The 25,892-nt window shown below is 57.8% G+C and carries 28 protein-coding genes; 7 read left to right on the top strand and 21 right to left on the bottom strand.

Features of this window, described 5'->3' with window-relative positions; genetic code table 11:
* The 3 genes from ACP15S_RS20635 to ACP15S_RS20625 form a co-directional block, all read right to left on the bottom strand.
* Nucleotides 1-1,347: type IV secretory system conjugative DNA transfer family protein (locus ACP15S_RS20635; protein ID WP_425041542.1), on the bottom strand; the 1,347-nt coding region annotated here is incomplete at its 3' end.
* On the bottom strand, nt 1,340-3,604 hold the full coding sequence (locus tag ACP15S_RS20630; protein WP_425041541.1) for a relaxase/mobilization nuclease domain-containing protein: 2,265 nt from the start codon (nt 3,602-3,604) through the stop codon (nt 1,340-1,342). The genes ACP15S_RS20635 and ACP15S_RS20630, both read right to left, overlap by 8 nt.
* The gene (locus ACP15S_RS20625) at nt 3,591-4,148 is read right to left on the bottom strand and encodes a helix-turn-helix domain-containing protein (RefSeq protein ID WP_425041540.1); all 558 of its coding nucleotides are present in this window, start codon (nt 4,146-4,148) and stop codon (nt 3,591-3,593) included. Before ACP15S_RS20625 ends, ACP15S_RS20630 begins: the two co-directional genes overlap by 14 nt.
* A gap of 786 nt (nt 4,149-4,934) precedes the next feature.
* Here ACP15S_RS20625 and ACP15S_RS20620 point away from each other — a divergent pair.
* The 3 genes from ACP15S_RS20620 to ACP15S_RS20610 all read left to right on the top strand — a co-directional run bounded on the left by ACP15S_RS20620 (nt 4,935) and on the right by ACP15S_RS20610 (nt 6,729).
* Nucleotides 4,935-5,669 carry a ParA family protein gene (locus ACP15S_RS20620; RefSeq protein WP_425041539.1) on the top strand — a complete coding sequence of 245 codons (735 nt, stop codon included), beginning with the start codon at nt 4,935-4,937 and terminating at the stop codon, nt 5,667-5,669.
* The gene (locus ACP15S_RS20615; RefSeq protein WP_425041538.1) at nt 5,669-6,295 is read left to right on the top strand and encodes a hypothetical protein; all 627 of its coding nucleotides are present in this window, start codon (nt 5,669-5,671) and stop codon (nt 6,293-6,295) included. Before ACP15S_RS20620 ends, ACP15S_RS20615 begins: the two co-directional genes overlap by 1 nt.
* 251 nt (nt 6,296-6,546) lie before the next feature.
* Entirely contained in the window at nt 6,547-6,729 is a 183-nt protein-coding gene (locus tag ACP15S_RS20610) for a hypothetical protein (protein ID WP_425041537.1), read from the top strand.
* Between the two features lie 114 nt (nt 6,730-6,843).
* On the opposite strand, the gene ACP15S_RS20605 is transcribed toward ACP15S_RS20610, so the two are convergent.
* The 4 genes from ACP15S_RS20605 to ACP15S_RS20590 form a co-directional block, all read right to left on the bottom strand.
* A complete protein-coding gene (locus tag ACP15S_RS20605) occupies nt 6,844-7,719 on the bottom strand; it encodes an ArdC family protein (RefSeq protein WP_425041536.1) in 876 nt (291 codons plus the stop codon).
* A gap of 465 nt (nt 7,720-8,184) precedes the next feature.
* Nucleotides 8,185-8,367, bottom strand: coding sequence for a hypothetical protein (locus ACP15S_RS20600; RefSeq protein ID WP_425041535.1), 183 nt, complete (start codon nt 8,365-8,367; stop codon nt 8,185-8,187).
* A gap of 76 nt (nt 8,368-8,443) precedes the next feature.
* Complete coding sequence (locus tag ACP15S_RS20595; RefSeq protein WP_425041534.1) at nt 8,444-8,791, bottom strand: single-stranded DNA-binding protein; 348 nt, start codon at nt 8,789-8,791, stop codon at nt 8,444-8,446.
* A 185-nt stretch (nt 8,792-8,976) separates the two neighbouring features.
* Nucleotides 8,977-9,393, bottom strand: a complete 417-nt coding sequence (locus ACP15S_RS20590) for a MerR family transcriptional regulator (RefSeq protein ID WP_425041533.1) — start codon at nt 9,391-9,393, stop codon at nt 8,977-8,979.
* A 70-nt stretch (nt 9,394-9,463) separates the two neighbouring features.
* Here ACP15S_RS20590 and ACP15S_RS20585 point away from each other — a divergent pair, with 70 nt between their 5' ends.
* From ACP15S_RS20585 to ACP15S_RS20575, 3 genes are all read left to right on the top strand, one after another.
* A complete protein-coding gene (locus tag ACP15S_RS20585) occupies nt 9,464-10,234 on the top strand; it encodes a transglutaminase-like domain-containing protein (RefSeq protein ID WP_425041532.1) in 771 nt (256 codons plus the stop codon).
* Nucleotides 10,234-10,869, top strand: coding sequence for a cation transporter (locus ACP15S_RS20580; RefSeq protein ID WP_425041531.1), 636 nt, complete (start codon nt 10,234-10,236; stop codon nt 10,867-10,869). Before ACP15S_RS20585 ends, ACP15S_RS20580 begins: the two co-directional genes overlap by 1 nt.
* Nucleotides 10,870-10,997: 128 nt before the next feature.
* Nucleotides 10,998-11,417, top strand: coding sequence for a methyltransferase family protein (locus ACP15S_RS20575; protein WP_425041530.1), 420 nt, complete (start codon nt 10,998-11,000; stop codon nt 11,415-11,417).
* A gap of 43 nt (nt 11,418-11,460) precedes the next feature.
* Here the strand turns inward: ACP15S_RS20575 and ACP15S_RS20570 are convergent, their stop codons facing one another.
* The 11 genes from ACP15S_RS20570 to ACP15S_RS20520 form a co-directional block, all read right to left on the bottom strand.
* A complete protein-coding gene (locus ACP15S_RS20570) occupies nt 11,461-11,862 on the bottom strand; it encodes a type II toxin-antitoxin system VapC family toxin (protein ID WP_425041529.1) in 402 nt (133 codons plus the stop codon).
* Complete coding sequence (locus tag ACP15S_RS20565; protein ID WP_425041528.1) at nt 11,859-12,092, bottom strand: AbrB/MazE/SpoVT family DNA-binding domain-containing protein; 234 nt, start codon at nt 12,090-12,092, stop codon at nt 11,859-11,861. Before ACP15S_RS20565 ends, ACP15S_RS20570 begins: the two co-directional genes overlap by 4 nt.
* Before the next feature lie 188 nt (nt 12,093-12,280).
* On the bottom strand, nt 12,281-12,496 hold the full coding sequence (locus ACP15S_RS20560; RefSeq protein WP_425041527.1) for a hypothetical protein: 216 nt from the start codon (nt 12,494-12,496) through the stop codon (nt 12,281-12,283).
* 572 nt (nt 12,497-13,068) lie between these two features.
* Nucleotides 13,069-13,584, bottom strand: coding sequence for a hypothetical protein (locus ACP15S_RS20555; RefSeq protein ID WP_425041526.1), 516 nt, complete (start codon nt 13,582-13,584; stop codon nt 13,069-13,071).
* A gap of 118 nt (nt 13,585-13,702) precedes the next feature.
* Nucleotides 13,703-15,553 (bottom strand): ParB/RepB/Spo0J family partition protein, encoded by a 1,851-nt coding sequence (locus tag ACP15S_RS20550; protein WP_425041525.1) that lies wholly within the window; start codon nt 15,551-15,553, stop codon nt 13,703-13,705.
* A 139-nt stretch (nt 15,554-15,692) separates the two neighbouring features.
* Entirely contained in the window at nt 15,693-16,070 is a 378-nt protein-coding gene (locus ACP15S_RS20545; protein WP_425041524.1) for a DUF3768 domain-containing protein, read from the bottom strand.
* A gap of 688 nt (nt 16,071-16,758) precedes the next feature.
* On the bottom strand, nt 16,759-17,832 hold the full coding sequence (locus tag ACP15S_RS20540; protein ID WP_425041523.1) for a replication initiator protein A: 1,074 nt from the start codon (nt 17,830-17,832) through the stop codon (nt 16,759-16,761).
* Between the two features lie 115 nt (nt 17,833-17,947).
* A complete protein-coding gene (locus tag ACP15S_RS20535) occupies nt 17,948-18,709 on the bottom strand; it encodes a hypothetical protein (protein WP_425041522.1) in 762 nt (253 codons plus the stop codon).
* A gap of 110 nt (nt 18,710-18,819) precedes the next feature.
* Nucleotides 18,820-19,755 carry an alpha/beta hydrolase gene (locus tag ACP15S_RS20530; protein WP_425041521.1) on the bottom strand — a complete coding sequence of 312 codons (936 nt, stop codon included), beginning with the start codon at nt 19,753-19,755 and terminating at the stop codon, nt 18,820-18,822.
* Between the two features lie 3 nt (nt 19,756-19,758).
* Nucleotides 19,759-21,528 carry an RcgA family putative transporter gene (locus tag ACP15S_RS20525; protein WP_425041520.1) on the bottom strand — a complete coding sequence of 590 codons (1,770 nt, stop codon included), beginning with the start codon at nt 21,526-21,528 and terminating at the stop codon, nt 19,759-19,761.
* An 835-nt stretch (nt 21,529-22,363) separates the two neighbouring features.
* On the bottom strand, nt 22,364-23,506 hold the full coding sequence (locus tag ACP15S_RS20520) for an alpha-D-ribose 1-methylphosphonate 5-triphosphate diphosphatase (RefSeq protein ID WP_425041519.1): 1,143 nt from the start codon (nt 23,504-23,506) through the stop codon (nt 22,364-22,366).
* A 49-nt stretch (nt 23,507-23,555) separates the two neighbouring features.
* Here ACP15S_RS20520 and ACP15S_RS20515 point away from each other — a divergent pair, with 49 nt between their 5' ends.
* Entirely contained in the window at nt 23,556-24,227 is a 672-nt protein-coding gene (locus tag ACP15S_RS20515) for a DUF1045 domain-containing protein (RefSeq protein WP_425041518.1), read from the top strand.
* Here the strand turns inward: ACP15S_RS20515 and phnN are convergent.
* Genes phnN through ACP15S_RS20500 form a run of 3 tightly spaced genes read right to left on the bottom strand, consistent with a single transcriptional unit; the run spans nt 24,209 to nt 25,892 of the window.
* The gene (gene phnN / locus ACP15S_RS20510) at nt 24,209-24,754 is read right to left on the bottom strand and encodes a phosphonate metabolism protein/1,5-bisphosphokinase (PRPP-forming) PhnN (RefSeq protein ID WP_425041517.1); all 546 of its coding nucleotides are present in this window, start codon (nt 24,752-24,754) and stop codon (nt 24,209-24,211) included. The two genes, ACP15S_RS20515 and phnN, sit on opposite strands and share 19 nt — an antisense overlap.
* Nucleotides 24,751-25,434 carry a phosphonate C-P lyase system protein PhnL gene (gene phnL, locus ACP15S_RS20505; protein ID WP_425041516.1) on the bottom strand — a complete coding sequence of 228 codons (684 nt, stop codon included), beginning with the start codon at nt 25,432-25,434 and terminating at the stop codon, nt 24,751-24,753. The genes phnN and phnL overlap by 4 nt, the downstream gene beginning before the upstream one ends.
* The gene (locus tag ACP15S_RS20500; RefSeq protein WP_425041515.1) at nt 25,431-25,892 is read right to left on the bottom strand and encodes a GNAT family N-acetyltransferase; all 462 of its coding nucleotides are present in this window, start codon (nt 25,890-25,892) and stop codon (nt 25,431-25,433) included. The genes phnL and ACP15S_RS20500 overlap by 4 nt, the downstream gene beginning before the upstream one ends.

Here is a 25,892-nt window from a genome sequence, read left to right as displayed (position 1 = left end):
GAGATAGAGTTTGATCCCGGCATTTCCCTGCAACGCGCGACGGGTGTTCTCGCCGTAGATTTCATCGAGCGCCGGGATCGTCTGGGTCACAATCGCCAGGTGGCCGCGATAAGACCGCAATGTCTCGATGCTTTCGACAACGATGGGCATCTTCCCGAGCCGATTGAACTCATCGAGCATGATCATCACTGGCCAAGGTTCGTCTGGACCTGGCTCACGATCTTGCAAGGAGGCAATCAAATCGGAGAAGAATAACCGGATCAGTGCTGCCATGGGGCGCACCATGTTCGGGGCTACGACCAGGTAGACCGAGAACGGCTTTTTGCGAATCGTCCGGAAGTCGAAATCCGACGTGGAGGTCGCGGCATCGATGGCCGGATTGCTCCATTGATCGAGGCCGGAGGTCATCAGGAGCGAAATATAGGACGTCAGCGTGTCGTTATTCGTTGAGGCCATCCGTTCGAAGATCAGCTTGGCCGCCGTGTTCTGCACCTCGTCGCGGCGCTTCATAAACTCCTTGCGCTTGTCCCCGCCGGACGCTGTGATGCGGTAGATTTCGCCAAGCGTGGGCCGCTTGCGCTCAAAGGAAAGCAGACCCGCCGCGACGAAGAGATCGATGCCGCCTTTGAGAAGGCCGGACGTGCGATCGTTATCCGTTTGCAGAAAGAGTGTTGCGAGCAGTTGCAGCTCCATCTGCTGCTGGTTGGGATCGCGGAGACCGGCGATCCTGAGGAGCGGGTTGTAGCGATGCGACCGGCGATCATTCCAGTCCGTGGGGGCAAAGCGATAGACATCATCCCCGTCCGCCGCCCGGTGACGGGCCGTTGCCTCGAAATTCTCGCCCTTCACGTCGAGAACCACGGCGCTGCCGCGGAATGTCAGCAGGTTCGGAATCACGAACCCGGTAGTCTTCCCGCGCCCGGTCGGGGCCACGCAAAGCACATGAGGGTAGACGCTCGAGGACAGATACCGTCCCCGCCGCCTGGGCGAGGTCGTCTTGCCGAGAATGAACCCGCTACCCGGCGCGGTGAAAAAGCCGTTGCGCTTCAACTCCCCGGACCGTTGCCAATGGGTCTTGCCGAACTTCGTCAATGCGGTGCCGGACAGGACCGCACTCAGGAGCATGCCGGCAAAGGCCGTACCGCCGATGATGAGATTGACCAGTTGAAAATCATCGGGACGCACCTGACGGAGGCTCAGGTAATTCCTGGCGAGCCAGAGAAAATCGATCTCCGCGCGCAATCCTAGGTCGCGAAACGTCAGGAACGCACTCGCAAAGACATATCCAAACCCTGCGCTAAGCAAGGTCAGGAGAATAATGCCGAGCGCGATGCGACCCCTATCCATGGGTCTGGCCTTTCTCGGTATGGATTTGCTGGCTTTTCAGGCGCTGCGCGTCATATTCCTCTTCGGCAATCTCCGAGACCACCTCGCGCACGGCATCGCTGTTTGCGGTCGCCTCGTCCGACTGCAGGTAGGCTTTCGCCGCGTAGAGCCGGTCCAGCCGGTTGTCGATTACCTCGTCAAGCGCATTGGCATCGCCCTCCCGCAAGGCGGCGATCCTGTCATCGTCGAGAAGGCGCTCCACTTCCGCGCGATAGGCCGCCCTGCCCTCTTCATCGGCAAAGGGCGGAGTGATCTTGTCTGCGCGTTCATGGGCAACGACTTCCGCAAGGACGGAATTGTCCGGAAATCTGTGGGTGGGTTCCGCAACCGCGTCTCGATCATCCGCCAGGAATTCGCCGCGCCTGGCGGCAAATGTGGCCGCATAGGTTGCTCCGAGACCGCGCGCCAAATGTTCCGGCATGTCTGGATACCGTTCCCGCATATCGGCCGCGACAGCTTCGTCGATCTGCAAGGGCCCATCGGACCGCGACAGGACGCGATCAATCTCGACGTCGATCCGGTCCGCTTGCGCCTCGTCAGTGATGCGGACGTTGAAAGGATCGCGCGCATCAATCACATCGCTTGGCCGCGCCGGCAGATCGGGGTGTCGCCGCAGATAGGTACGCTGTTCCATCTCGAGGCGGGCCTCGGCTCGGATGGTGATTTCATCCGCGCGCTCGGCAATGTCTTTTTCGGAAAGCCCCTGCCCGCGCATGTCTTGCCGGATCGCGCGCGCAGCATCATCCACGCTTTCTGCATCGTAATGCATGTCTGGAGCACGGTCGTCTTCGATGACACCATCACGGCGCAGCACTTCCGCTCGCTCCAGACCTGTCCCGAGGGCGACATGCACCTTGTCGAGCTTGTCGACTGCAACTTTCAGATCCTCGCGGCGCTCCAGATTGAGGTCCTGCGCACCGGCGATTTTCTGAAGATCGTCAGCATACCATTCCCGTTCCAGGGCCGCCGTATCGGCCCCCTGCTCGATCCGCGCCACCAATGCCTCCGAGGAAATCCCGGTCCCGCGCAAGGCAGTGTCAATCTGCGCCCGCGTCCGGCCTTCCCGCAGCTTCTCCACCAGGCCCGCGTTGATGTTGGCCTCAGAATAGATGCCCGTCTCTGTCGGTCGCTCTGTCAGTGTGCCTGAGCGCAATCCGAGTGGCTGCATATGCGCGACCGGCCTAAGCGCAGCCACCATCTGCTTTTGCAGCGCCGGGCGGTCGGCCTCAGGCGCCTCCCGGATCAGGGCGGCAACACGGTTCATTTCATCGGCGAAGCGGCTGTTCAGATCGTCGAAACTCTGGTCCTGGCTCATGTATATGTCTCCGGTTTGCGGGAGTTTCCCTTGCCGCGCGAGAAGCGTGCTCGCCTTCAGCAAGGCATCTTCGATGTCTGCGCGGTTTTCACGCGAAGCCTCGGCCGCGAGGGATCGATACACCTGGGCGTTTCCAGCGATCTCTCCGAGGGCGCGGTCAAGATCCTCTCCGACCCGTTCCCGCTGGCGGACCGCCCGCCCCTCCTCTTTCGCGGCATAGACCTCGCGTGTGCGGGGCGGATAGTGGGCTTCACCGCGATCGACGCGGCGGGTTGCCTCGAGACGAACCCCGTATTTCTCCGCCTCCTCGACCATAGCAAGACGGAAGGCGTCGTAGTTGAAGTGATGATCGCGTCCGAGATAGAAGAATTCGCCTTCCTGAGAGCGGCGATTGATCACTACATGGGCATGTGGATGGTCACGGTCTTTGTGGACGGCGATCAGGTAGTCGAAGTTGCGGTGCTCGTCCTGGAAGAAGCGCTCGCAGACATCGCTGGCAATGTCGCGGACATCGGTGGCCTTGGTGCCGCGCGGAAAGGACATCAGAAGATGACTGGTATGTCCGAGCTTGGGATTGAACCCCTCATCCCACCGGGAGGTGAACCGCTCGACCACGGAGGTGATCTCCTCACCCGAGAGCCGCGTCTTGCCATCATGGACGCCGCGGCTGTCGACAATGTGGGAAGACTTCGTTGTCAGATAGGCCAGTTGGTTCTGAAGCTGGGCCTTGGTGTGCGTGCCGCCCGTGCGAATCGGTTTGAAGACCGCGGCCCGGTGCCCATAGGCCGCACGCATCATCTGCGCCCGCCGTGTCCCGAGACCTTGCATCGACCCTCTGATGCGGCTCCAACCCTCGCGAAAGATCTCGCCGGTGACGAGTGTGACGGCATCACTCCGGGACATCTGCGAAGTCCTTCAGCGCCCTGTGGGCTTCAAGCGTGACATGGCGCACCCGCCGCCGGGCGAGCGCATCGACCTGGTCCGCGAAATCGAGAACAAACCCCGATAGGAGCCGCAGCTGCGTTAGGCTGCGGTCACCGAAGACCGGCGCGATCCCTTTGGCACGCGCCTCGTTCAACCGCTTGGCAATCTGGGTGACGTTGTTGCCCACGCGATTGAGCGCCGCCCGGAAGGACTTGAGCTCCTCGGCGAGGTGTTGGTCGGGTTGAAAAACGCCGTTTGCCGACTGGATGAGAAGGCGAACACCGGCCGACCGGCTGGACACGCCATGGCGCGCGAGCACCTCGTCGAAACCCTGCAACTCGTCCGGCGTGAGCGTGACACTGACCTGTTTGGTGCGAACGCGCGTGTCCCGCCGCCGGTCTTTTTCAGTCCTAAGCGTGTAGTAGACCGTGCGCTCACTGACCCCGAACTGCACAGCCAAATCCGCATGCGTTACGCCCTTCAGGCGTTCGCGCACGATCTCCTGGCGTTCTTCGGGGGTCAATCTGCGCCGTGACGCCATACTGCAAATACACTCCCTATTTCCTGCCAGTCTCATACAGGACATCTGGAGTGTCTAATATTATAGTATTGCAGTCAATACGCCCTCTTCATGGAACGACGACAAGATGGCCTGTATTCCGTTTCAAGCCGAACGCGTCAGCGTGAGGGCTCCTTCCTTTCGTCGCAATGGTCTCACGTGGCCAGAATAAGAGTTTCATAGAATCGTCCGCTGAGCGCCCTTAATGCGATTTGGCACCCATTCCCCACCAGAGAGCCTTCATCGGCCTGCATCCCCCCTCTGGCGCCCGCTACGCGCAAGTTGAGGTGAACTGACAAGATTGACCGGGCCATTTGAGCCAGGATTCCGGCAGAAACGATGGCACATGTAACCTGTGCTATCGCATATGCATTATCAATTATGGCAAATCATATATCGTGTATGTCAGCGGGGATCTCTCGCCGAAAATTGCGACATGGACGCGTAACAGTCCGCCAGGACATGTACGATGCTCCGGACAGCACCAAAACCCGCACATTTCCGGCTCATGGCAAATCACACATGCAATATCAGTCCTGCAACATCGGATATGCACACTCAGAAACGCCAACACGGCCATTCAAAATCAGAAATCCTGTATCACAAATCATGTCTCAGACATCTGTCATGACACATCGGCTATCATTTATGGCAAATGGCACATGCTGCATCAGTTATCCTTGATGCAACATCCTCTCTGGCATATACCGTATCCAAAATCATAAAGAAGACCCTTGAGGATGCAGGATCATGCCCAACGAGCAGTTGAAGGTCATCGCGATCATGACGCGAAAAGGCGGTGCGGGAAAGACAGCGCTCGCACGCGCCTTAATGAGCGCCATCATCGCTGACGGAAAACGGTGCATCGCCATCGATGCCGACCCGCAGCAAGCACTCTTCCGCTGGTGGGAGAGCGTCACCACTGAAAACCCGGATGTCGCATCGACGGCCCCAGAACTTCGGGTCCTCGGCATCGACAGTCCCTCCGACCTCGAAGCGATCATCGACGACGCCTATGAAAACGACGCGGCAGACTTCGTGATCATCGACACGATGGGGGCAGGGGGCCAATGGGCCGACGAACTGGCCGTCCACAGCGATCACATCGTTTTGCCGATGATGCTGTCGGACACCGACATGCGGATCGCCACCGACACCTACAATTGGTACCAGGGCCTTTTTGAGCGCGCCGAAGACCCAAGCGTCCTCCCGAAACTTACGGTCGTGCTCTCCCGCGTCGACAAGAACCCCTCGAACGCCATGCGCGCCATGGCACGTGAAGCCAATGCAAAGTTCCCGGTCATCGAGGAGCTCTTCATGGATCGCAAACAACATGCCGATGTCGATCGCGAAGGACTTTTCCATCAAATATCGAAATGGCGAACCGAAGACCCGAACCCGCTCATGCGCACCCATGCCCGCCTTTACGACGAGGCGCTCGATGAGGCGCGCGAAATCCTCTCACTGGTGCTGGAGGCTGAATAATGGCGCGCAAGAAAATCACCTCACTCCTCGGCGACGACCCGGTCTACAGCAAGCAGTTCGGAGACAAACCGAAACCCACCGAACCCGCTTCCAAACCAGAACCAGTGCAGGACGCGAAGCCTGTAGCTGCACCCGCGACAGACCCAACGCCTATTGCAGAACAACAGGCCCCGACGTCGGAGCCGTCAGCCAAACAGGCAAGCGCTTCACGAAAGACAAAGCCGGAAAAGAAGCCTGCATCGACAACAAAGGCACCAAAGAAGCCTGAGACCCGTGCCGTGCATGTCCGCGCCGCCCCAAAAAAAGACCATGGCCCAGGATTGGACGCGCTGGAAGCCGCCGGTCTGCCGGCCTCCGATGTTGTGCGCCTTGCCGGCAGGCGCGCCATCGACAAGTTCGAACTCAAATCGAAATACGTGGCTCCGGATGACGCCGAGCGTCTTCCGAGCAATATGAGCTTTCGGACCATGAAGACACTCGATGCCCAAGTCCTCGACAAGCTGCGGGATCAGGCCGATCCGCTCCGCTTGCGCTCAGACGCAGCCGTGATCCAGGGCCAGTTGGAACCTGTGTTCTGGTCGGAACTCACAAGCCTCATCAAGGAACTGCGCAAGCAGTATTCCTGAAGGCGCGGCATCGCCGCGCCGCGATTTTTATCTTGAGGGGGAAGGAGTTTCGGCTTCCTTCCCCCTGAAACAAAATAGACAAGACCGTGTTGTCGGCTGCGCCTCCGCCCGCACCACTCTTGTCGATTTGGTTTCACCCCCATCCTCTCAAGCTCCGCGCATACTCGCGGGTAAGCAGCAGCTTACCCTGTCAGGATTTGTGATGCGGGGAGGGGAACCACTGCGGGTGCAACCAACCTTGAGAGACAGCGATGCCGGACAGCAGAAGATCTGAAGCGCAGCCCATCAAGAAGATCATCGATCAAGAGACCGGCGCACATGTCGGCTGGCTCTATGAATGGAACACCGGCGACTTCGAGCCCATGTGGTGCAACGGCCCGAAACTCAATGTGCGATACGAGGACATACCGCCAGAACAGATGCCACAAGAATAGGATGGTCGCTCAAAGGGAGCGGCGGGTAGCGCCAGGCGGGGCAGGGGGGCGGCGGCGCTGCCCGCTGCCGCGTCACCTCCAATGGCAGGCGCCAGAAAGAGCGAGGGGGGCCGCCTAAGCGGCCTGCCCGTACCTTTCAACCTCAGCGTTGACGAAATCCACCGCTTTCTGCGCCTCGGCAGCGGCCTTGAAGATCAGCCCTTTGTCCGATTTGAGCGCTTGCAGCCAGCCTTCGATGTAGGCGGCGCTTTGGTCGAAGGCGGGCGCGACCCCCAGCTGAACAGCCAGAAAGCACGCGCCGATCTCTGCGACCAGTTCCTCGAACGCGTATCCGGCGCGGTCCTCGAAACGCTTGATCCGGTCGAGCCGTGATACACTCCCGGTCCAGTGAACGGTCTCATGTCCCAAAGTCCCGTAATACCCGCTCGCGTCGAAGAAGGTGCCAATTGGGGGCATGTGAATATGGTCCGGACCCGGCGCATAGTACGCCTTCGGTGTCTCGCTCGTGATGACTGTCGCACCCGTGGCGGCAAAGAAGGCGTCCAGTTCAGGCACCGGTTCGGTGCCAAGATCACGGGGCGGGGCAGGGCGGACGTAATATTCTTCGGGCAAGCCCTCGATCTGATCGGCGTTAAAGACGTTGTTGCACTTGGCGTAGCGGCTGGTTTGCGGCTCATTCTCGCCGTCGATCTCTTTCTCGAAGGTTCCATAGAAAACCGACCGCGTGGCCTTCTCGCCTTTGCGCACACACGCCCCGAGCGCAAGCGCCTGTCGATAGGTCATCCACCGGGCCGACGCATAGCCTTTGATGTGAGACGTGGTCCAGAGCATCAGGACATTCACCCCCCGATAGGCGGTGCCATCATGACGCAAGGGCAGGGCGGCCCCGGTGGCGTCGCCCGTCCACGGTTTCCGCCACGGCGGCGTTCCCTTTTCCATCTCGGAAATGATCGTATCCGTCACATGCTGTTTGATGTCGATCTTGGCCATGTCTCTCGCTCCTCATCCTGAATGCGGGTTTCAGGCACCGCGCCTGTCGCGGCTGTCCTGCAAACCTGCTCACGGCGAGTGCGGAGGGGGCGAGACCAGATCGAAAATGGGGAGGGGGATCGCCCGGCATCGCAGCGCGGCAAAGCCGGGACCGATGTTGGGGAGACCCCATTTTGGCGTCTGGTCCGAGGGGGAGGCCGCGCCTCCCCCTGAAACCATTTGGATCGGTCAATTGGTAAGAAAGGGCCCAACCTTCAGCAGCCCTGGGAGACCTGCAGGTCAAACCTGGCAGACTGACTCTCTTAAAATCCAAAGGCGAGCCGAAGCCCGCCAATGAACAGACGGTTAGACCATCCGCTTACTGTCGAAAACTTAGCTCCAAGCCCAAGAAATCTCAATCAGGCACTGGTGGTCGTCATCTCATCCGGAACACGAAGCGGGAGGCGACTGACTGCGAGAGGACCATCACAACCCGGACAGTCGACGCGCGTCCTTCTTGATATCTGTTATGGATTTGGTCGAGAGTATTCCATCGCGCGCCTGCTGGATGCGCGGAGCGAGGAACCGGGACAGGCTAGCGAAGGCCGCGGCCTGGTCTTCGCTTTCCGCATTCCTTTCCATGCGGTCTTTGTCTGTGTCACACGGCATGACTCGAACCTAGCTTTGGAACTTCGCAAAATCCAGATCGCAGGGTGCGAAGCTGTTGGAGGCACGATCTTGACGACTATGCAGCGGCGCGTTCCATCGACTTCTTCACAGCGAGGGTGAGATTGTCGAAGTCCTCTGCGGCCATGGTCACACCGTATTCGGTCCCGCCATCCTGGTTTTCCCATTGCGACTGGCGAAGTGTCCCACGGGCATTTACCAGATCGCCGGGAGCAACATTCTCGAGCGCCCATTTCATCACGTTCGGATTGAAGATCGTCACCTCATTCCAGTAGGGATTGGCCTGAAAATCACCCCGATCATCCTTGCGGCCGTAATCGGCAGCGATGGTGATCCGCACGGTCTTGCCAACTTCCTTGACCTTGCCGACGCGACCGAGAATCTGAAATTCTGCAAATGTGCGCATGACTGTCTCCTGTGTTTTATGTCGTGACCAGTCCAAGGTCATCGGGATAACAATATTATAATATTGTCAATTCCGCAATCCTTTGGCTTCCGCCAAAGCGGAACTTCGCCAGTGGCAGAACGGTATCAATTATGCAGGACAAACCTGACAACTTACGCCATGTAACGCCGGTCCGCCTTGGGGTCTCAGTGCTCACGTTCGCAAAGATCGTGGTCGGCCAAAGAAGCGAGCACATAGCAGTTTTCGGTCACACCGTCGCCATCACAGCCCTTCGAAATTCGCACCAGCTCTTTCTCAAGAGCACGGAGGCGTTTGATTTTGGCTCGAACATCGGCAAGCTGCGCTGAGGCGATATCGGTGGCCTCTGCACATGACCGATCCGGGTGTCCCTGTAGTTCGATCAAGGCAGCAATCGCCTCAATCGAGAAGCCGAGATCTCGGGCATGCTTGATGAAGCTCAGGCGTTCCAACCCTGCCGCATCATACCGGCGCTGATTGCCTTCCGTTCTTTCTGGGGCGTCCAAAAGCCCCGACTCTTCATAGTAGCGGATCGTCGGAACCTTGACGTTGGTGCGCCGAGACAGCTCGCCAATGGAAAACATGAAAATACCTCTTGAACCTCTAGTCACTAGAGATCGTATATGAGTTGGGACGCAGAAGCTAGAGAACACCATGTCCCAGAAATACCTCGCCGAAACCCCAATCCTCGATTTTCAATCCGGCGCTATCCAAGCATTGATCGCCGAGCGCGGATGGGTCTATCTTGACCCCGTCGACCGCATCGGTGCCGCCTATGATTTTGTCCGAAACGACATCCTGTTCGGCTACAACAGCGACGATGCTCTGCCTGCCTCGCGGGTGCTGGCGGACGGATATGGGCAGTGCAACACCAAGGGGACGCTCCTAATGGCACTGCTCCGGGCGTTGGAAATCCCGTGCCGGTTCCATGGCTTTACCATCGACAAGGGTTTGCAGCGTGGCGTTGTGCCCGAGCTAGTCTACCCAATTGCCCCGAGAAACATCATCCATTCCTGGGTTGAAGTCCTGATCGATGGCCAGTGGATCAATCTCGAAGGTTTTATCCTTGACCAAGGCGTCCTAGGGGCGCTTCAGGAGACCTTCCCGGATCGCACATCGCTTTGTGCCTATGGCGCAGGGACGGACTGTCTTCAGGCCCCGCCCGTCGATTGGTCTGGTCAAAGCACCTATATCCAGAAAACGGGCATCAACCATGACTTCGGTGTCTTCGATAGCCCGGATGATTTCTACAAGGAGCACCGGCAGCTTTCCGGATTGCGCGGGCTACTCTATCGCCTTGTCGTACGGCACTGGATGAACCGGCGCGTTGCGAGGATCAGGCAAGGTCATGTGCCAACCATCCCCGGCGGCGAGGGCAACCTCCTTCCAAAACAGGCATCGATCACTCTGAAAGAGGTCGTGTGATGTCAGGATGTTGCGGACACGACGCCAAGTTTGACGGCCTATCCGACGACTACAAGCGGCGACTCTGGATTGTCATCGCGCTGAATGCGACCATGTTTGCCGTCGAAATGATGGCTGGGCACTACGCGAAGTCGCAAGCGCTTCAGGCTGATGCTCTGGACTTTCTAGGGGACGCCCTGACCTACGGCATCTCGCTTGCGGTGATTGGGGCTTCGGTCCGAGCGCGCACCAATGCAGCCCTTGCAAAGGGGGTGAGCCTGCTCCTGATGGGCCTCTGGGTGTTTGGATCGACCGTCTACCGTGTTTTCTATGTCGGCGTGCCTGAAGCCGAGATCATGGGCATCGTGGGTTTATTTGCGCTGCTCACGAACCTAGCGAGCGTGCTTCTGCTGGTGCGTTACAAGGACGGCGATGCCAATGTACGCTCGGTTTGGCTCTGTTCCCGCAACGACGCTATCGGCAATGTTGCCGTGATGTTTGCAGCATTGGGTGTCTGGACGACGGCAACCTGTTGGCCTGACCTAATCGTCGCATCCATCATGGCGGCTCTGTTCCTATCGTCTGCTTTCCAGATCGTTCGCCAAGCCCTGGAGGAACGCCGCGCAGTCACGACGCATAAGCACGCCGAAGCATGACGCAGGCGGGCCTTACAATCATGGGGCTTGGCATCGCGTTGTCCACGCTAGCTGCAGTCCTGTGGTCCATAGCACGACCCTCGCAACGGCTATGGCCGCCCATCAAGTATACGCCTCTGACGCCGATCTTGATCTGGGTACCTACCTTTGTGCTCTTCGGTGTTCTGATCGCACTTGGTCTTTTGGGTTGGGGTGAGCTAGCGTTCCCAATATGGTTCCGCTTCGGAATTGGCATTCCGCTGATCGTGATCGGAAACATCGCGGTTTGGAGAGCGGTCGCGGGCTTTGGCATTCAACAAACGGGCGGTGCCGTGGGCACGTTGCAAACTGGCGGCCTCTATCGTTATTCGCGCAACCCTCAGTATGTAGCAGACATCGCCATGGTACTGGGATGGATGGCACTCACATCAGCGCCTTTGGCGATGCTGGTAGGCTCTGCTGCAATCATCGTCTTGGCTGCTGCGCCGTTTTCCGAAGAGCCGTGGCTTCGCTCGCAGTATGGTTCCGACTTCGATCAGTATGTTGCGCAGGTGAGACGGTTTCTCTGAGAAACCAGACCGTCGAAACTTCATCGCAGACCTGGCAGCGGCCTTATTCTGGGCAGTTCAGGTCTAGGGACGGAAAATAAGTCCGGTACCGCCGAGCATCCCGCGTAAGCAGGGGCACGGACAGTACTGTTGCATGCGCACCGATGAAGAAATCAGGCAGGACGTTCTGCTTCGTCCCTTTGGACCGCCTATAGGCGGAGAAGGCTTTCCCAGCCAAGAACAGCGCGTCTCTTGGCATCATTTCATGGCGGAGCCCGGCGGCCTCGATGAAGGCATCGAGCCGTTCCTTCTCACGATAGCCCACAGAGAGCTCGGCATACACACTGTCGTTGATGAGAAGATCGCCCTGAAGCGCCGCGGCTTCCAATTGCGCAATGGACCACTCGGCGAAGGTCTCGTCATCCGTCACAACATCAAGAAGGACATTCGTGTCGACGAAGATCACCCGTCGCCCCGCGTCAGCGCCATGATCTCATCGGTGCTGAGCTCTGTTCGCGCATGGCCGCGAAGGGCACCGAAGCGCGAGACCGGCGCGGCCTTGTCCTCCGGAGCAATCTCGATTCGACCATCCTTCGTACGATTGAAGGTCACCTTGCTGCCTGCCTTCAGTCCCAAAAAGTCGCGAACGGCTTTCGGGATCGTAACCTGACCTTTGGTTGTGAGCGTGGTTGGCACGTGCGCCTCCAGTAATACCTCTGTTCAATCAGGTATTACTTTGCAGGACATTTTGCAAGCTCTGATACCGGTGCTGGCCGACAGCCGGCCTCTTGTGGCTATACGCAGCGAGCAGCCGGAACCCTTGATCTGGTGTCACGAACGTGCGTGAGGGCGGCATCTCTGCCGCCCCGCTGCTCGATATGGTCTTATTCCGTGACCTGGCCATCGTCGCCATCCGCCTTGGACGGGAAAGCGACCAGCTCGGTGACCGCAACCGGGAAGTCGAGCTTGATGGAGAGCACCGTCTCGCCATTCTCGCGGGTGTTCTCGAAGACCGCGCCGACGCGGCGGAAGCTGGTTTGGTCCTTGCCGTCTTTCTTGAACGTGACGGGAACGGTGAGGGTGAACATCTTGTTGGACATTGTCGATCTCCTTGTTTCGATGCGGGTGACCCGGCGGATCGACCAGGGCAGGTCGCGCAAGTGGAAATTCGGAGGCTCCGCCCATAGGTGGAAACCGTCTTTCTGCTTGCCGGAGTGAAGCGACGGGCACGCGAGCGGCCGAGATCCGCAACCCGTAGATCGGAAAGAAACAAGGCAGATCGACACGCCCCAACGGTGTCAGACCCTCTTCATCCCAGAGACATGAGAGACGGGGGGCCATCCCCGCAGCCGACATTAAACGCGATCTTCAACAAAATCCCGCGCGATACGCGAAACGCACCACCGTTCGCCCCACACCCGAGTCATTGCCCGTGATGGGCGTATCGATCCTCCAAGGCGACTGGAGATGCGTGTTCAGTCGACCTATGGCCAAATGAGGGGGGCAGAGGATCGCCAAAACACGCTGGGAGACATTCAGGCGAGGCGATGGAAACGGCCTGCCCTAGGGATCGTCACCCGCATGGGCGAAGACAGCCTGTCTGGCTTCGTGCGCAGCATAGAGCCCGCTCGGCTCTGCCGAAGGGCCAACCAACAACGAAACTGGCAGAGACCTATCGATCCTTTGATAGCAGGCCACGCGGGGTAATGGCTATCAGATTGTCCGGTGTCCGCCGCGTCATTTCCATGCCATCGGACGACACCGCGGCCTCGACAAACTCGGTCTTCTTCAGGACACCGCCATCCGCCTCGACCCAAGTGGTGCTGTCGCCGTCCTCGCGCGCGATCGAGCCGTCATGATTGATGCGGATCGACACGCCGCCGACCTTGACGGCGACGGAATGCGCATCCGCGATGATGCCCTCCCAGGCACCGTCGAAATCGCGGCGCAGCACCACCATGTCGGGCCGCAACTTGATCTGCACATCCTGATCGGCATCGCCATCGGCACTCTTGAGCATCAGGAATGTTTCTTGGATGTCCGGATCGGCGTGGATGCTGGCCCGCGCATCCTTCGGGGGCCAGACCTTTGGCGCACTGCGCTGCCGGCCCTCCGGATCGCGGTGAAACCCGATGTAAAGCTGTGCCGATTTCCAGACGCGTGCGGCGTGCGTTGCAATCTTTGACATGGTCGGTCTCCTGAGCGGTTAGACTGCGCGGCTCTTGGTTCTAATCAGCCGGGAGCCGCGCAAACCGAGGGACTTGGGGAAGCGAGGGCAGGGAGGCTGCCCTCGCCGGTGTCCACCTTCAATCGTAATAGTCCGGCACCCAAGCCTCAATCCGGGCCTTCTGTGCCGCCGTGACCCCGAGCAGTTTCTGCTTGGTCTCGTCCGAGAAAAGGTCTTCCAGCGTCTTTGCTTTCTCAGTCTTCTTCAACTTGGCGAAGGCCTTGGCCTCCGCGCTCGTTGGCGCAAGGTCGAGGAGGTCGCAGTAGATGGTCTCCAGCATCGGTCCTGACACGCGCTTGAAGAGGTTCTCCGCCGTGGGCGTCCAGACCTTGCGGATGTCGGCCCCTGCTTTCTCAGAGAGAACTCCATGGAAGACGGCATCCCCGCCTGTCAGGAGTTTCGCCAGATGCCGGGTCATTTCCGCAACGCGATGCTTCGACCCTTTCTTCTTGAAGCTGGCAAAGGCTTTCTTGAGATCGACGCCCCAGGCATCTGCCGGACTGACACCCGGTTTGCTCAGACGCCTATCAATCTCGAACCCGGCCTCAACAGACGGTGTGTTGCTTGGTGTCCCGAGGCTGACATCGAACACGTCGCGAAACCCGGTTGCCCCGCTCAACTGGAAGGCCAGCAGATCAAGCAGGAGATCGGGTTGATCCAGCATGGCGTTTTGCAACGCGGCCAGTTTGATCGCGTCCAGATCATCCCGCAGCTTTTGCGAATAGGGGTTTTTCGGTGCCTTTGCGTCACCGCTCCCATGCGCTGATGTCTGCAACACGCCCGCCGCAATGGCAGGTTTCTTGTCTTCGGGCCGGATCAGCCCGGCCTCGATTTTCAGATCGCCGCTCTGATCGACATAGACCACGCATCCGGCATGGGCTTTCTCGGCTTCGGTGAAGGCACCCTCCAAAATGACATGGAGGCCTGCCAGTTCTTCTTCACCTTCCGCGTTGAGAACGTCATTATCGGCCATCTCACAGAGGTCCTCATAGCGCTCCATCTGATCATCGGAGAGAACGCCTTCGACCGGATAAACGCGGGCGAACTTGTTGTCTTCGATGAAGTTCCAGCCGAGATAGGCTTCGCTGTGCGTCTCGACCCAAGCCCAGCCATCGGACATGCGCACCTGTTCCGCCGCTTCGGCCAGTTGCGCGGCAAAGGCTTCATCCAATATGTCCTGATCCTCGAAGAAGACATCCTCGGAGAAGAGATCGCGGGTGATTTTGCCGCCACCGGCCTCGTAGGCCTCCACACCGACAAACACAGCGCGGCGGTCTGTGGCTTTGGCCGCTTTCGGATGCAGGAAGTGGTCCAGCTGGCTCACATTCGAGAGACGGCCCTCGGCAATGGCTTGCAGAGCCTCGTGGACCAGCTTCTCGTCCTGAGCGGTCGTCATCTTCTGCGCCGCCGAGAGATTGATGGTCTTGGCCTTCAATGCATCAAGGGCCGCATCGGGCAGATTGGCGAGTTTCAGGCGGCCTTTGACATGGGCGACGGTCACACCGAAGGCGCTCGCAATCGCCTCGACGTCGGCATTGGTTGCAGCCATCCGTCCATAGGCGCGGATTTCGTCTGCCGGGTCGAGCGCTTCACGGGCCGTGTTTTCCGCATTGGCCCAGATTTCCGCCTGCTCCAGATCACGTGCCAGAAGGACGGGGATCGAAGTTGCGCCCGCGAAATCGGGAAGGGTCTCCGCGAGAAAAACCAAGGCCCTGAGACGGCGACCGCCGGACACAATGCCAATCTTGCCGTCATCGTCCTGAATGCCGCCAAGGTTCTGCAGAAGTCCGCAGGTCTTGATGCTGTCTGCCAGTGTCTCCACGTCCTGTTGCGCCACATTTTGGCGGGGATTGAGGTCGTGCAGGTAGAGCTGGTCGAGCGATGCATAGATGATCGCTGCATCGTTCGTGATGTTTGATTGATTGGTCATATCTTTATCCTTTGGTTTCGATTGATGTTGGGTGTGGCGGGGCAGGAGGCATGTGCCCGCCGCCCGCCGTTTCAAACGGGGTGGATCACCTCCTTTCCTTGGGAGTCTTGAGGCCTGCTCCGAGGACTGGTCAGGCGGCTCAGTATTCGGAGGCGTGAAGGATGGTCAGGACGCGGCGGGTCACAGCGAGGTTCGCCGGATCGTCGCTGCCCATGGCATAGTCGGTGTCGTAAAGATCGATCTTCCAGAAGATGCGATGGCTGTCGCCCGCCATCTCGATATCGAAGGTCCCGAAACTGTGGTCTCCGTAAGGATCGTTGTCCTCGGTGAAGGTGTCGAAGCCTTGGACCCGCTGCATGATGATCGCTTTGGTCGCGGGCGAGAGGTCGGCCACACCGCGCGTCATCACGATCTGTCCGGGCACGGTAAAATCCGCACCCCATGTTGTTCGGAAGCGGTCGTTCTGTTCCGCGATCTTGATGGCTTCGGGTGGCGGGGTTTCAGGTGTGGCACTCATCGGCTTGCTCCTTGGTGTCTGGTTTTGAGAGCAGCCCCTGAGGGGCGTCGTCTCTAAAACCTGACCCACTGGCGAAGTGCCGGAGTGAGCAAAGGCACACCCCAATCGATGGGACGTGGCGCGGCCCGCAGCGCCAGGGGCGCGAGGACACGGGTCCTGTCTATTTGGGTTGCCTGCGCGAGAACCCAGCGGGTTCTAAAGCAACGTCCCCGCAGCGGCGTATCGCGCTTGCGCGAACCCCAAGGGGACCTGGAAAAGGTTACGCGAGCTGCGCCTCATCCTTGGAAACAAGGCGATTCGGTATATCGGGAACATGTTGTGTGGTCTGGAAGACGACGGGCTTGGGTCCCGCCCGCGGTAAAAAAATTGGAATGACAGGTCAAAACAGCATCAAGGTGGGTTTTTGGGCGCCAACGGTCGCCTCAAGCGCCAGCTTCTTAGGATGTCAAAGGGGTTTCATAGCGAGCTGTCTTAAGAGGCTTCTCCCGCTTTGGTTATTTCTGTTAGAAATTTGGTTAAGTTTGTTATGTGGTTAGGGTACTGAAAAGACTCAGGGAAATCAGTCTTCTGGCGTCGTTTCGCGTTCCTGATGTACCGAGCAATCGTTCCCGATATACCGAGGATGTGTTCCTGTTGTACCGAGTCGAGTGTTCCTGATGTACCGAAGGTATGTTCCCGTTGTACCGAGTCACCAGATCGGGTTGGCCTCGATGTACTTCTTGGCGAAAGCGCGGAAGGCGGCGTTGGCGCTTTTCACGGGATCGTCCTTGCGAGCAGCCCATTCCCGCCAGGCATCGAGGATATACTGGATGTCGTATTCCGGATTGGCGTGCTTGATCTCGGTCAGAACGGAGTGCGAGACGGTCAGGTCAGACAGATTCGGTACATCGGGAACAGTGAGGTCGTCAAATTTCGGCTGAAACCGCACAAGTGCCTGTTTTCCCTTCGTTTTGAATGGGGTTGACACTTCAGCGGGATCCACGATCTCGACATGGTAATCAGGAATGGTGCCTGCTTCGCAGATCTCGTTAATCCGGAACTTGAACTTGCGTTTAGTATCAATCGACCCGCACTTCTCGGCCAGGCGTTTGATCCCGATATACCATTCGGGCTGACGACCGACATGCTTGCGGGCCAGTTCATAGAGGCGGCGCTCAAGGCCTTTCGAGAGGCGGAAATAGTCCCGATTGATTGTCAGGACCCGGCGATCTTTGACGATGGCATTGAACATCCAGCGGTTCATCGTGACCTCGACAGCCCCCATGACGCGCTGACCGTTGCGATTGGTTCGCTCGATCACACGCCAGTCCTCGATCCAGCCGAAACCCCGCCGTTCGCGTTCGTCGCCGGCGGTGATATTCGTCAGGATGTTGGTGGAGCGCAGCCGATCCAGCGCATCGAGGAAAAGCTCGTAGGCGCGCTTGCCGGAACTGCGCCCCGTCACTTTGAGGAAGTCGTAGGCGGAGAACTTGATCGTGCGGTCCTGGACGCTGACCGGGGCGTCCGCGTCGAATTGGCCATGTTCGATCCGCTCGTTCACAAGCGATGTGAGGTAGATCAGGATATCCTTGTCCCAGATCGTCGCGATGCCCTTGTGCCCTGGCTGAATCTCGATCTTCACCGTGCCGTCGTCAAAGACGAAGGGGGTCATCCGCGGGCGCTTCTGAAGGGAGAAAAACGGGAACTCCATCAGGGCACGCTCGTCTTTGACCGGGGCGTCAGCGAGCTGGTCCAAGAAGAGGTCTACCTGTTTTTCTGACACGATTGTTCCTGAAGTACCGAATCTCTCTTGTTCCTGTTATACCGAGTTTTGCGTTCCTGATGTACCGAATTTTTCAAGATATTGCGGTACGCTATGTGGTTGGCCACAAGAAGCGTCAGTAGTTCACTTGCTCGAAGCCATAGTTTCCTTGGTAATCGCGCCAGTCCACGAAGACCGACCGGTGGAATATTCCCGGGCAATGCTCGCCGTAGCGCTCAAGCCCCACATGCGCCCCCGGCAATTGGCTGGGACTGGAGCCGCGAGACCAGTGGAAGTCACCTTGGGTGCCGTATGTGCCAATCCGCATCGAGAAGAAGCGATTGCAATCTCCATCACGTCCGCTCTCGCGTTGGCTCGCGTAAGTGACGTTGTACACCCGTATGGAACGCACGAAATTGAACTCAGGACCGCTGATGTCGATGTCGGCGCCTGGAGCAGACTGAGTGAGCGTGATGATAAAGCCATCCGGCAGACGCTCTAATGAAGAGCCGCCTTTAAGATAAATGGCTGGCTGCGCGTCCTGAGGCGTCAAGGCAACCGTACTCTGCGGAACAGATTGTTGTCGGCTGAGAGTTTCGCGAGCCTGTATGTCCCAAAGTCTGGGTAGATGCGCGTTTTTCTCCGGAGCTGAAAAATTCGCGCCCATCGGGCAGCGCCAAATCTGAAGTGGCGGCTCGACGGGCCAAGGGGTGATACGCCGGATGAACTCTGCGCGCGCACGCGCGCAAGGGGTTGAGGCTGGCCAGCCACCCGAAAGGCACAGCAGGATCGCACAATCGATTTGGTAGCTTTGGGCGGTTGTTTGAGATGCTCCAAGGCCAAGACTGATGCCGACAGCGGTCAATCCTGTGGCGACCTTGGACAAAAGCGCTTGCATGGCTCATCCCACTCTCGTTTGCAATATTATAATATTGAGAGATATTGATCAGAATGCAACACGTTCGATCAACGAGTGAGCGCGAACGGCAGATTTCCGCTGCGTCATAATCAGGCTTGCAAGAAACGTTGAATGGTTTTGGAAATAACTGCCCTGCGTACCTTTGGTTGTTCGAGAAGAAGTGCGTGCTTTGCGTTTTCGAGTTCTACATACTCGCCGCTGGACCACGACTTCATCCGTTCTTGGATTGCATGCTCATCGACAACTTCATCGTGGTCACCATAGAAGGTGATACAGGGAATGTGTGGTGATGGTAGCTTGGTTATACGGCGGCATTCCTTCAGGCTTTCGTGAAGCCATTTCATACTCGACCCGGCAGTCTGAAGCTCAGGTTTCGTGCGCGCTTGCCGGAACCAGAAATCGTAGTTCTTGCGATCAAACGTAATTCGGTTTCCTTCGAAAGGAGTGTGGCTGACGTAGTTCTGCCCGTCATGGCCGGGAACATATGTTTCTCCCCTTCCGAGTGCGCAAGCCGCCCCGGAAACCTGCTTGGCAATCAGTCGCTGTAGCAGAGACATCTTGATGCCCCACATTGGCGCAGTGAATGAACAAGCGGCAACAGGCAGTCCCTGCATGATCGCGCGCAACCCTATGATCCCACCCATCGAGTTGGCCAACAAAAACCAAGGCTTAGGTACGCAGAGTGTGTTGGCAGTCTGCAGAAAGGCATCGACGTCGTTTTGGTAGTGCGCGAACTCATCGATGTGGAGAGTTGCAGGGTTCTCGAGTAAGCGCTGAGAAAGTCCATGACCACGCCAGTCGATGGTCAGAACAGAAAAACCTTCGGCTACCAAGTCCGTCGCAAGCCGTCCCTGGAGCTCAATGTATTCTGTCCTGCCTGGAAATAGGAAGATCGTGCCGCAGACATCTTGATCCGCTGGCCAGTAGCCTATTCGAAGTCTTTTGCGGTCTCCTGTGGTCGTCCAAAACGCGGATCCATTCGCAGGTCCGTCGGAGATCTCCTGAAAGAAAGGTGCTGGCTCCATACCTTATTTTCCTTGGCCTCCCAGCAGTTCCTCGTTGCGCTGTGTATCCGTTGTGAATTGGGATCCTCGCGATGCAAAGACGCAGAAAATCGCCAGACAGCAACTCACAAGAAGTAGAACCGAAAAGCCGGTAAACCGCCCGATCAACCAGAAATTGGCGACAAGAAGAATGATGACGCTTGCCCAACTCAACCATGCAGATTTCGCTTTGTTGGCGGCTATAGCCATCGATGCAATGGTTTCGTCGTTTTCCGCAAGTTTAGCACTAAACTGCTCGTTGACCGAGCTTTGGATCTGTAATGCGCAGAAGAAAAATCCGAAGACTGGAATAAACATCACAAAGAAACTCGTGATTGACGCAGACGGGCTTTTGTCGAACCAAGTCCAAGTGCCATTTTGGCCATTGAACAAGGCACTCGCGTCCAGGACCAGCCAGTGCAGAATGTTCGTAGCATCCGTCATCAAGTAGACGGCGACAAGCTTGATCCCGATGGAAGTGAGCAACGCGAACACCGCACAACAGAAAACACTGCTCACGATCAAGTTTGCTATTCTCAAGAATTCAAGGCCTTTGTCGGCCTCGACAATAGGCTGTAGCCGGCCAGAGATGTCCTTGAAATCTGTCGACACAATGTAGTGCAGCATTAGACCGGCGAAGCAGTACCAATATGCGATGCCGGATAGAAGGTTTGCGTACATCGACGCCGTCATGCTCTCGGTTTTGGTCACGACATCTGGTCTTTCGATCGAGACCAACAACCAGTCGATGACCCGAGATCCCTCATCGTTTTGAATGAGCGGCTGTAGATACGACCCGTACCATTGCAGCAGGAAAACAACGAAAAAGCATACCAGCGTGATCCCAACAAAGGAAGATGCATAGGCTGAAAGCCGTTCGTCCCAATTACATGTTTGAGCGGGCTCGGAACACCACGCCACCATCATAGGTCGCCACTGTTCTCTCCACGAAGTAATCAAATTCGAAACCGTGAAAACGATGAGTGGTAGCCAGATGAGCTTGTCCATTAGCCAATTGGGCGACCAAAACAAGCCAACCTGTTTTTCCACGTTTTCGATCGGGCTGTAGGACACATTATGTGCACCGATGAGATAACCCAGATAGAGAAGGACCGCGACACTAGCCCACATCGTCACCACCATCCCAAAGGGAGCACCATTGAGAAACAAGCTTTCCGCTTGTGAGGCCAAGCTCACTTTTTGATGTTCCAGCTTTGGCTGGTCAAATCTTGCTACAGTCTTATGCGGACGTTCATTCGCCCGAGTCACCCGCTCTTGTTTTCGGCCAGCCGCATGCTCATCAACCTTTGCAGGGTCGCACCGACGTGCCCGTCTCTCAGCGGCGAGCCTTTCTCTCGCGGCTTTCAACTCTGATTGCCAACGACTTGTAGCTATCGGGTCGTTGCAGCCGAAGATTCGGGCTAGCCAATGTATGTTCTTGTCACTTATTCCGTTGTCGTTTGCTTGAAACCAAACCTGCACGGTTCGAACGTCAATCCCGTCCTTGTTGGCATCAATCGCGGTTATGGCATCGGCCAACGTGTCGGGTGTCCAAGGACCATCGGCGACTTCATGCTGGTCCACGGGCCGACCGGCACCCTGCGCTGCCAATTGACTGAACAGCACCTTGAAGTTGTCTGTGCTTTGTCGAGGTTCAACAAAGAATTTCCCGTTTTTTATCAAAGCCTCACGTGTCCTATTTGCGTGCTTTTTCGTTGTTTTGCGGAGTTTTTCGTGCGTCCGGAAACGAGGCACGTTCTACTATACCGCGAAGCGACAGCTTTCGCGTAGCGACGCGCGCTAGCACCAGCTTACTGGGCGGATACCCGCGCTCTCAGCGTGCCTTCAAGGGAGGTTTCATGCTCGATAATGACGAAGATGAAGCCAGAGCCACGAAGCGCATCATCGATGCGGGAACCGGCGAGGTAGTGGGGCTTCTATATGTTTGGGAGGATGGATGTGAACAACCGTTGTGGTTCAACGGAGTTTGCGAGAATGCTGAGCTCCGACAGATGGAGGACGTATCTATATAAGACCGCTTAAGCGCTGAATTTGCGCAACCGGTTGCGTAGCTCATTGGCTAGAGGTGTTCCACCTACTGTCAGAAAGCAAATCCGATCCGCATCTGGTGCTGGAACTGCGCCGCAAATCAGACATCCCGCAGGGCTGTGCCTATCTAAGAAGCCTCGGCCTAGCCGAGTGAACGCGAACTTCAAACAACAGGTTGATTCGCGACGCATCCGCTCGGATTTCAATTGAACCAATTGGGTCTAGGTCCGAAAAACTAGGCAAAAATTGGCACCAACGATCTAGCGTTGGCATGCAGTCTGAACGCGGTTAATCTTCATTATACTGTTACAAAGCTGCTTGCCATGAACATCACGCGCTACATCGCCGAGACCGACGGCAGAAACGCCATTGCTGCCATCTGGTTCAAGCCGAAAGGGCGAAGGTCGCCCCGAGTGTTTGACGTCGCCAAGGATAGGTTAGACCCGAACGAGGCGGCTGAGTTTTCGGGGGCCTCTGAAGCAGAGATTACCCGATGGCTGCTTGCGCGATCAAAACCGTTCTCAAGGTAACGACACCCTGCTCAGCCAATTTTTGTTCCTTGGCTCCACACCCCGCGCAGAAGGGGCGCCGCTTCGGTTTGGCGAACCCTCAGAACGTCGCCCCGCATCCCGACATTTAGAACACCGCGATCGTAAAGGCGCGCGGCTTGCGCCGGGTTGCGTGTTACGGTTGCAATCGCGCGCGGCAGATCATCCCAGATTTGAGCGAGATGGAAGGCGGAGAGCAGCAGCGCCGAGGGAACATAGTCAGATGAGACGATGTCCAGCAGGTCCTGCTTAGCCAGATCTTCAGCGGCGACATTGCCGGAATGTGACCCACCGCGGATCAGGTTCGGCGCACCCATCATCACGGCAATACCCTGGTCCCGGCAGGCCTGTGCGGCCTCGACCGTCGTTGGGAATTCCGCGAAACCAACGCCGTTGGTGGCTGATGTCGCGACATGCTCTGCCGTCGTATCGTCATGGCTGGCCAGCACTGCGCCCAAACGGGCCGCCTCTGTAACCGCGCCCTTTTCATGCTTTGCACCGAACCGCTCCTGAAGACCGAGCAGGTTTTGCACATGCTCGGCAAATTCGGCATCATTCATACCACGCTTCTTGGCGACATAGGTCTTGAGCGCCGTCAGATCACGGAATTGCCGCTGTCCGGGCGTGTGGTCCATCAGGCTGACAATGCCGACGCGATCTTCGGGGCCAAAGGCAGCCAATTCTTCGAGCAACGTCTCAGAGCAGATCTCGGCGCGCAGGTGAAGAAAGTGGCTGATCTTGAACATGCCTTCCGCGCGCGCAGCCAAAAGCTCGTCGGCCAGTTTGCGGGCATAGTCGATGTAGCGGCCTTTGCCCGAATGGATGGACCCGACGCGCATGGCATCGAACACCGTAGTGATCCCGGTGGAGGCCAATTCTGCATCATGGGCAAGAAGAGCAGGCAGATGGGGCCAATCGACCTCGGGGCGCGGCTCGATGTGGCGTTCGACATTGTCGGTATGCAACTCCACAAGACCCGGAAGCACCAGATCCCTGCCGCAATCCAAAGCCCCTCTTGGGATGCTATCCCCTTCAGTGATTTCGGAAATGACACCCGCTTCAATCGTGATCGACCCAAGCGCTACCCGATCTGGCAAAACAAGCTGAGCATTGGCAAGACAAAGGTCTGCTGACATCGAAGTGTCACATGCTTTTGCCAAAGACGATGCAGGAAAAGGGGAATTCATGTCATACGCTCGTTTCGCAATTTACTACGTACCGCCCGAAGGCCCATTGGCCGACTTCGGTGCGAAATGGCTGGGCTGGGATGTTGTGACGGGCCGCAAGGTGCCTCAATTCGATGTGCCCGGTTTGCATGACATTACAATGACACCGCGCAAATATGGCTTTCACGGAACCCTGAAACCGCCATTCCGCTTGAAAGAGGGGCAAACGCCTGAGGCTCTTGAAGCAGCTGTGTCCGACTTGGCGGGTGTGCTTTCTCCTGCAGCTTGTGACGGACTGAAGTTGACGCAGTTGGGCCGATTTCTGGCGCTCACGCCCTTTGGGACACTGGACGGCTTGCAACGCATCGCTGAGGCATGCGTGCGCGATCTTGACGGGTTTCGCGCGCCTGCGGGTGAGGCAGAACTTGCGCGACGCCGCAAAGCCGGACTGAGCAACCGGCAAGAGATGCTGCTGGCGCAGTGGGGCTACCCTTACGTCTTCGAGGAGTTCCGGTTTCATCTGACACTCTCGGGTGGGTTGCCCGAAGGGGACGCGCCGGGTTGGATGGATACCTTGCAAGTTCACCTGCCGGATTTGTCCGCGCCTTTTGTCGCGGATCAGATCGCGCTTTGCGGCGAAGGGCAGGATGGGCGCTTTGAACTGATCCATCGCTATACGCTCACGGCGTGAAGCAGCTGAGCTGCGCGCGCGATTGTCTGGTTAAGCGGTCCATCATTGGAAAGCGTGATGACGTCCAGAGCTGTCGGTAGCGGCTTTGCCGCCTCGGCGAGGCGTCTGGCGATGTCGGCCTCCGACTCGCGGCCGCGTACTGCCAACCGGGCAGCCAAAGTCTCGGGCTCCGCCGTGATGTTCAGGACGACGAAGTTGGGGAACGCATCTGCACCAGCCTGCAGCGCTTTCCGCGAGAAGTTGGCCAAACAGTCTGTGCCCTTGTTCAGCTGGTATCTCACTGTTTGCGGAATGCCATAGAACAGTCCATGCGCGCCCCAATGGACGGCGAAAGCCCCATCGCTTACGAGATCCTGAAACTGCGCCTCAGAGACAGCGTCGTAGTCTTCGCCGCCCAGGCCCGGAGCGCGCGTGATAACGCGCCGAACAAGATGTAGTTTCGGCATGACCTCTGCCACACCCTGCATCACGCTGTCCTTACCCACACCAGAGGGGCCAACAACTGCGATGAGGCGACCCTCGGTCATGCCGCGAGGCCGGGTGTGAACGCGCTGACGTCGATCTCGCGGTCGCAGACACGCGCGCGCGCCGCCTCGTCGTGGAAGATGCCAATGATCGCCGCACCGCGGGTTTTAGCCTCCTCAATCAGGGACAACACGACTTCCCGATTGGTCGCATCAAGGCTTGCTGTGGGCTCGTCCAGAAGCATCGCGGGATATGCGTGGGCAAAACCGCGCGCGATGTTGACCCGCTGCTGTTCGCCGCCCGAGAAGGTTGTCGGGGACAGAGACCAGAGCCGCTGAGGGATGTTGAGTTTCGACAGCAGGTCTTGCGCCCTTGCTTGGGCGTCCTCAGTAGGCACACCCAGGGCCCGTAAGGGGTCTGCGACCACTTCTAGCGTCGGCACGCGCGGAACAACCCGCAGGAACTGGCTGACATAGCCCAGCACCTCGCGGCGCAGCGCGATGATCTCACGGGGTTCTGCCTTTACGATGTCCACATCTCCGATGCAGATCGATCCCGATTGGGTCAGGTAATTGCCGTAGATCATCCGCATCAGGGTCGATTTACCCGCACCTGAAGCCCCGGTCAGCGCCACGCACTCTCCAGGGACTACGTGAAAGGACACATCTCTGATGACTTCAATCACGGCGCTGCCTTGATTGTGCAGCGTGAAGGTTTTCGAGACGTCTTCTAGAGAGATCATGCGCATGCCTCCTTTGGCCAGTCGAATTGGCGCAGCAACTCGCCCTGTTGGCCGCCTGTTCGTGCAAACGGGGTTGCGGCTGGCTCGTCCGGAAAATCTGTTGTTGCCCAGACTTCGATCGGTGCTTTTCCGAGTTGCCGTGCTGTCTTTGTAAATGCCTTTACCAACTCAGTGCCGATGCCAATCCCGCGACAGCCAGGATCGACCAAAAGCTCATCCAGCATGACTGTATCGCCTTGGGCGACTGCGTTGGGAAAGCACCATCCAAGCGCCAGCCCCACGACGGTGTCTTCTTGACGCGCGATCATAAGGATGGACGCGTTATGTGAGAGGACGCGTTGAATCTGCGCGCGGTCTGGCAATTCTGGCTGCCGCCAACTTTCAGGTAAGGCGGTGGCCAAGAACGAAACGACATCTTGGCAATCCATATCCGTAGCCTGAGTGATTTGAACTGTCAT

It is taken from the genome of Primorskyibacter sp. S187A, from assembly GCF_049800955.1.
In the GTDB taxonomy this organism is placed as follows: domain Bacteria; phylum Pseudomonadota; class Alphaproteobacteria; order Rhodobacterales; family Rhodobacteraceae; genus JAKVBH01.
Note: the sequence above shows the minus strand (reverse complement) of the source record. Positions and strands in the feature narration are given on the sequence as shown.

Coding starts and splice junctions, on each gene's coding strand:
- ACP15S_RS20630 (WP_425041541.1), bottom strand. CDS start 3,604: ATGTCCCGGAGTGATGCCGTCACACTCGTCACCGGCGAGATCTTTCGC.
- ACP15S_RS20620 (WP_425041539.1), top strand. CDS start 4,935: ATGCCCAACGAGCAGTTGAAGGTCATCGCGATCATGACGCGAAAAGGC.
- ACP15S_RS20615 (WP_425041538.1), top strand. CDS start 5,669: ATGGCGCGCAAGAAAATCACCTCACTCCTCGGCGACGACCCGGTCTAC.
- ACP15S_RS20610 (WP_425041537.1), top strand. CDS start 6,547: ATGCCGGACAGCAGAAGATCTGAAGCGCAGCCCATCAAGAAGATCATC.
- ACP15S_RS20605 (WP_425041536.1), bottom strand. CDS start 7,719: ATGGCCAAGATCGACATCAAACAGCATGTGACGGATACGATCATTTCC.
- ACP15S_RS20600 (WP_425041535.1), bottom strand. CDS start 8,367: ATGCCGTGTGACACAGACAAAGACCGCATGGAAAGGAATGCGGAAAGC.
- ACP15S_RS20595 (WP_425041534.1), bottom strand. CDS start 8,791: ATGCGCACATTTGCAGAATTTCAGATTCTCGGTCGCGTCGGCAAGGTC.
- ACP15S_RS20590 (WP_425041533.1), bottom strand. CDS start 9,393: ATGTTTTCCATTGGCGAGCTGTCTCGGCGCACCAACGTCAAGGTTCCG.
- ACP15S_RS20585 (WP_425041532.1), top strand. CDS start 9,464: ATGTCCCAGAAATACCTCGCCGAAACCCCAATCCTCGATTTTCAATCC.
- ACP15S_RS20580 (WP_425041531.1), top strand. CDS start 10,234: ATGTCAGGATGTTGCGGACACGACGCCAAGTTTGACGGCCTATCCGAC.
- ACP15S_RS20560 (WP_425041527.1), bottom strand. CDS start 12,496: ATGTCCAACAAGATGTTCACCCTCACCGTTCCCGTCACGTTCAAGAAA.
- ACP15S_RS20555 (WP_425041526.1), bottom strand. CDS start 13,584: ATGTCAAAGATTGCAACGCACGCCGCACGCGTCTGGAAATCGGCACAG.
- ACP15S_RS20550 (WP_425041525.1), bottom strand. CDS start 15,553: ATGACCAATCAATCAAACATCACGAACGATGCAGCGATCATCTATGCA.
- ACP15S_RS20545 (WP_425041524.1), bottom strand. CDS start 16,070: ATGAGTGCCACACCTGAAACCCCGCCACCCGAAGCCATCAAGATCGCG.
- ACP15S_RS20535 (WP_425041522.1), bottom strand. CDS start 18,709: ATGCAAGCGCTTTTGTCCAAGGTCGCCACAGGATTGACCGCTGTCGGC.
- ACP15S_RS20530 (WP_425041521.1), bottom strand. CDS start 19,755: ATGGAGCCAGCACCTTTCTTTCAGGAGATCTCCGACGGACCTGCGAAT.
- ACP15S_RS20520 (WP_425041519.1), bottom strand. CDS start 23,506: ATGTCAGCAGACCTTTGTCTTGCCAATGCTCAGCTTGTTTTGCCAGAT.
- ACP15S_RS20515 (WP_425041518.1), top strand. CDS start 23,556: ATGTCATACGCTCGTTTCGCAATTTACTACGTACCGCCCGAAGGCCCA.
- phnN (WP_425041517.1), bottom strand. CDS start 24,754: ATGACCGAGGGTCGCCTCATCGCAGTTGTTGGCCCCTCTGGTGTGGGT.
- phnL (WP_425041516.1), bottom strand. CDS start 25,434: ATGATCTCTCTAGAAGACGTCTCGAAAACCTTCACGCTGCACAATCAA.
- ACP15S_RS20500 (WP_425041515.1), bottom strand. CDS start 25,892: ATGACAGTTCAAATCACTCAGGCTACGGATATGGATTGCCAAGATGTC.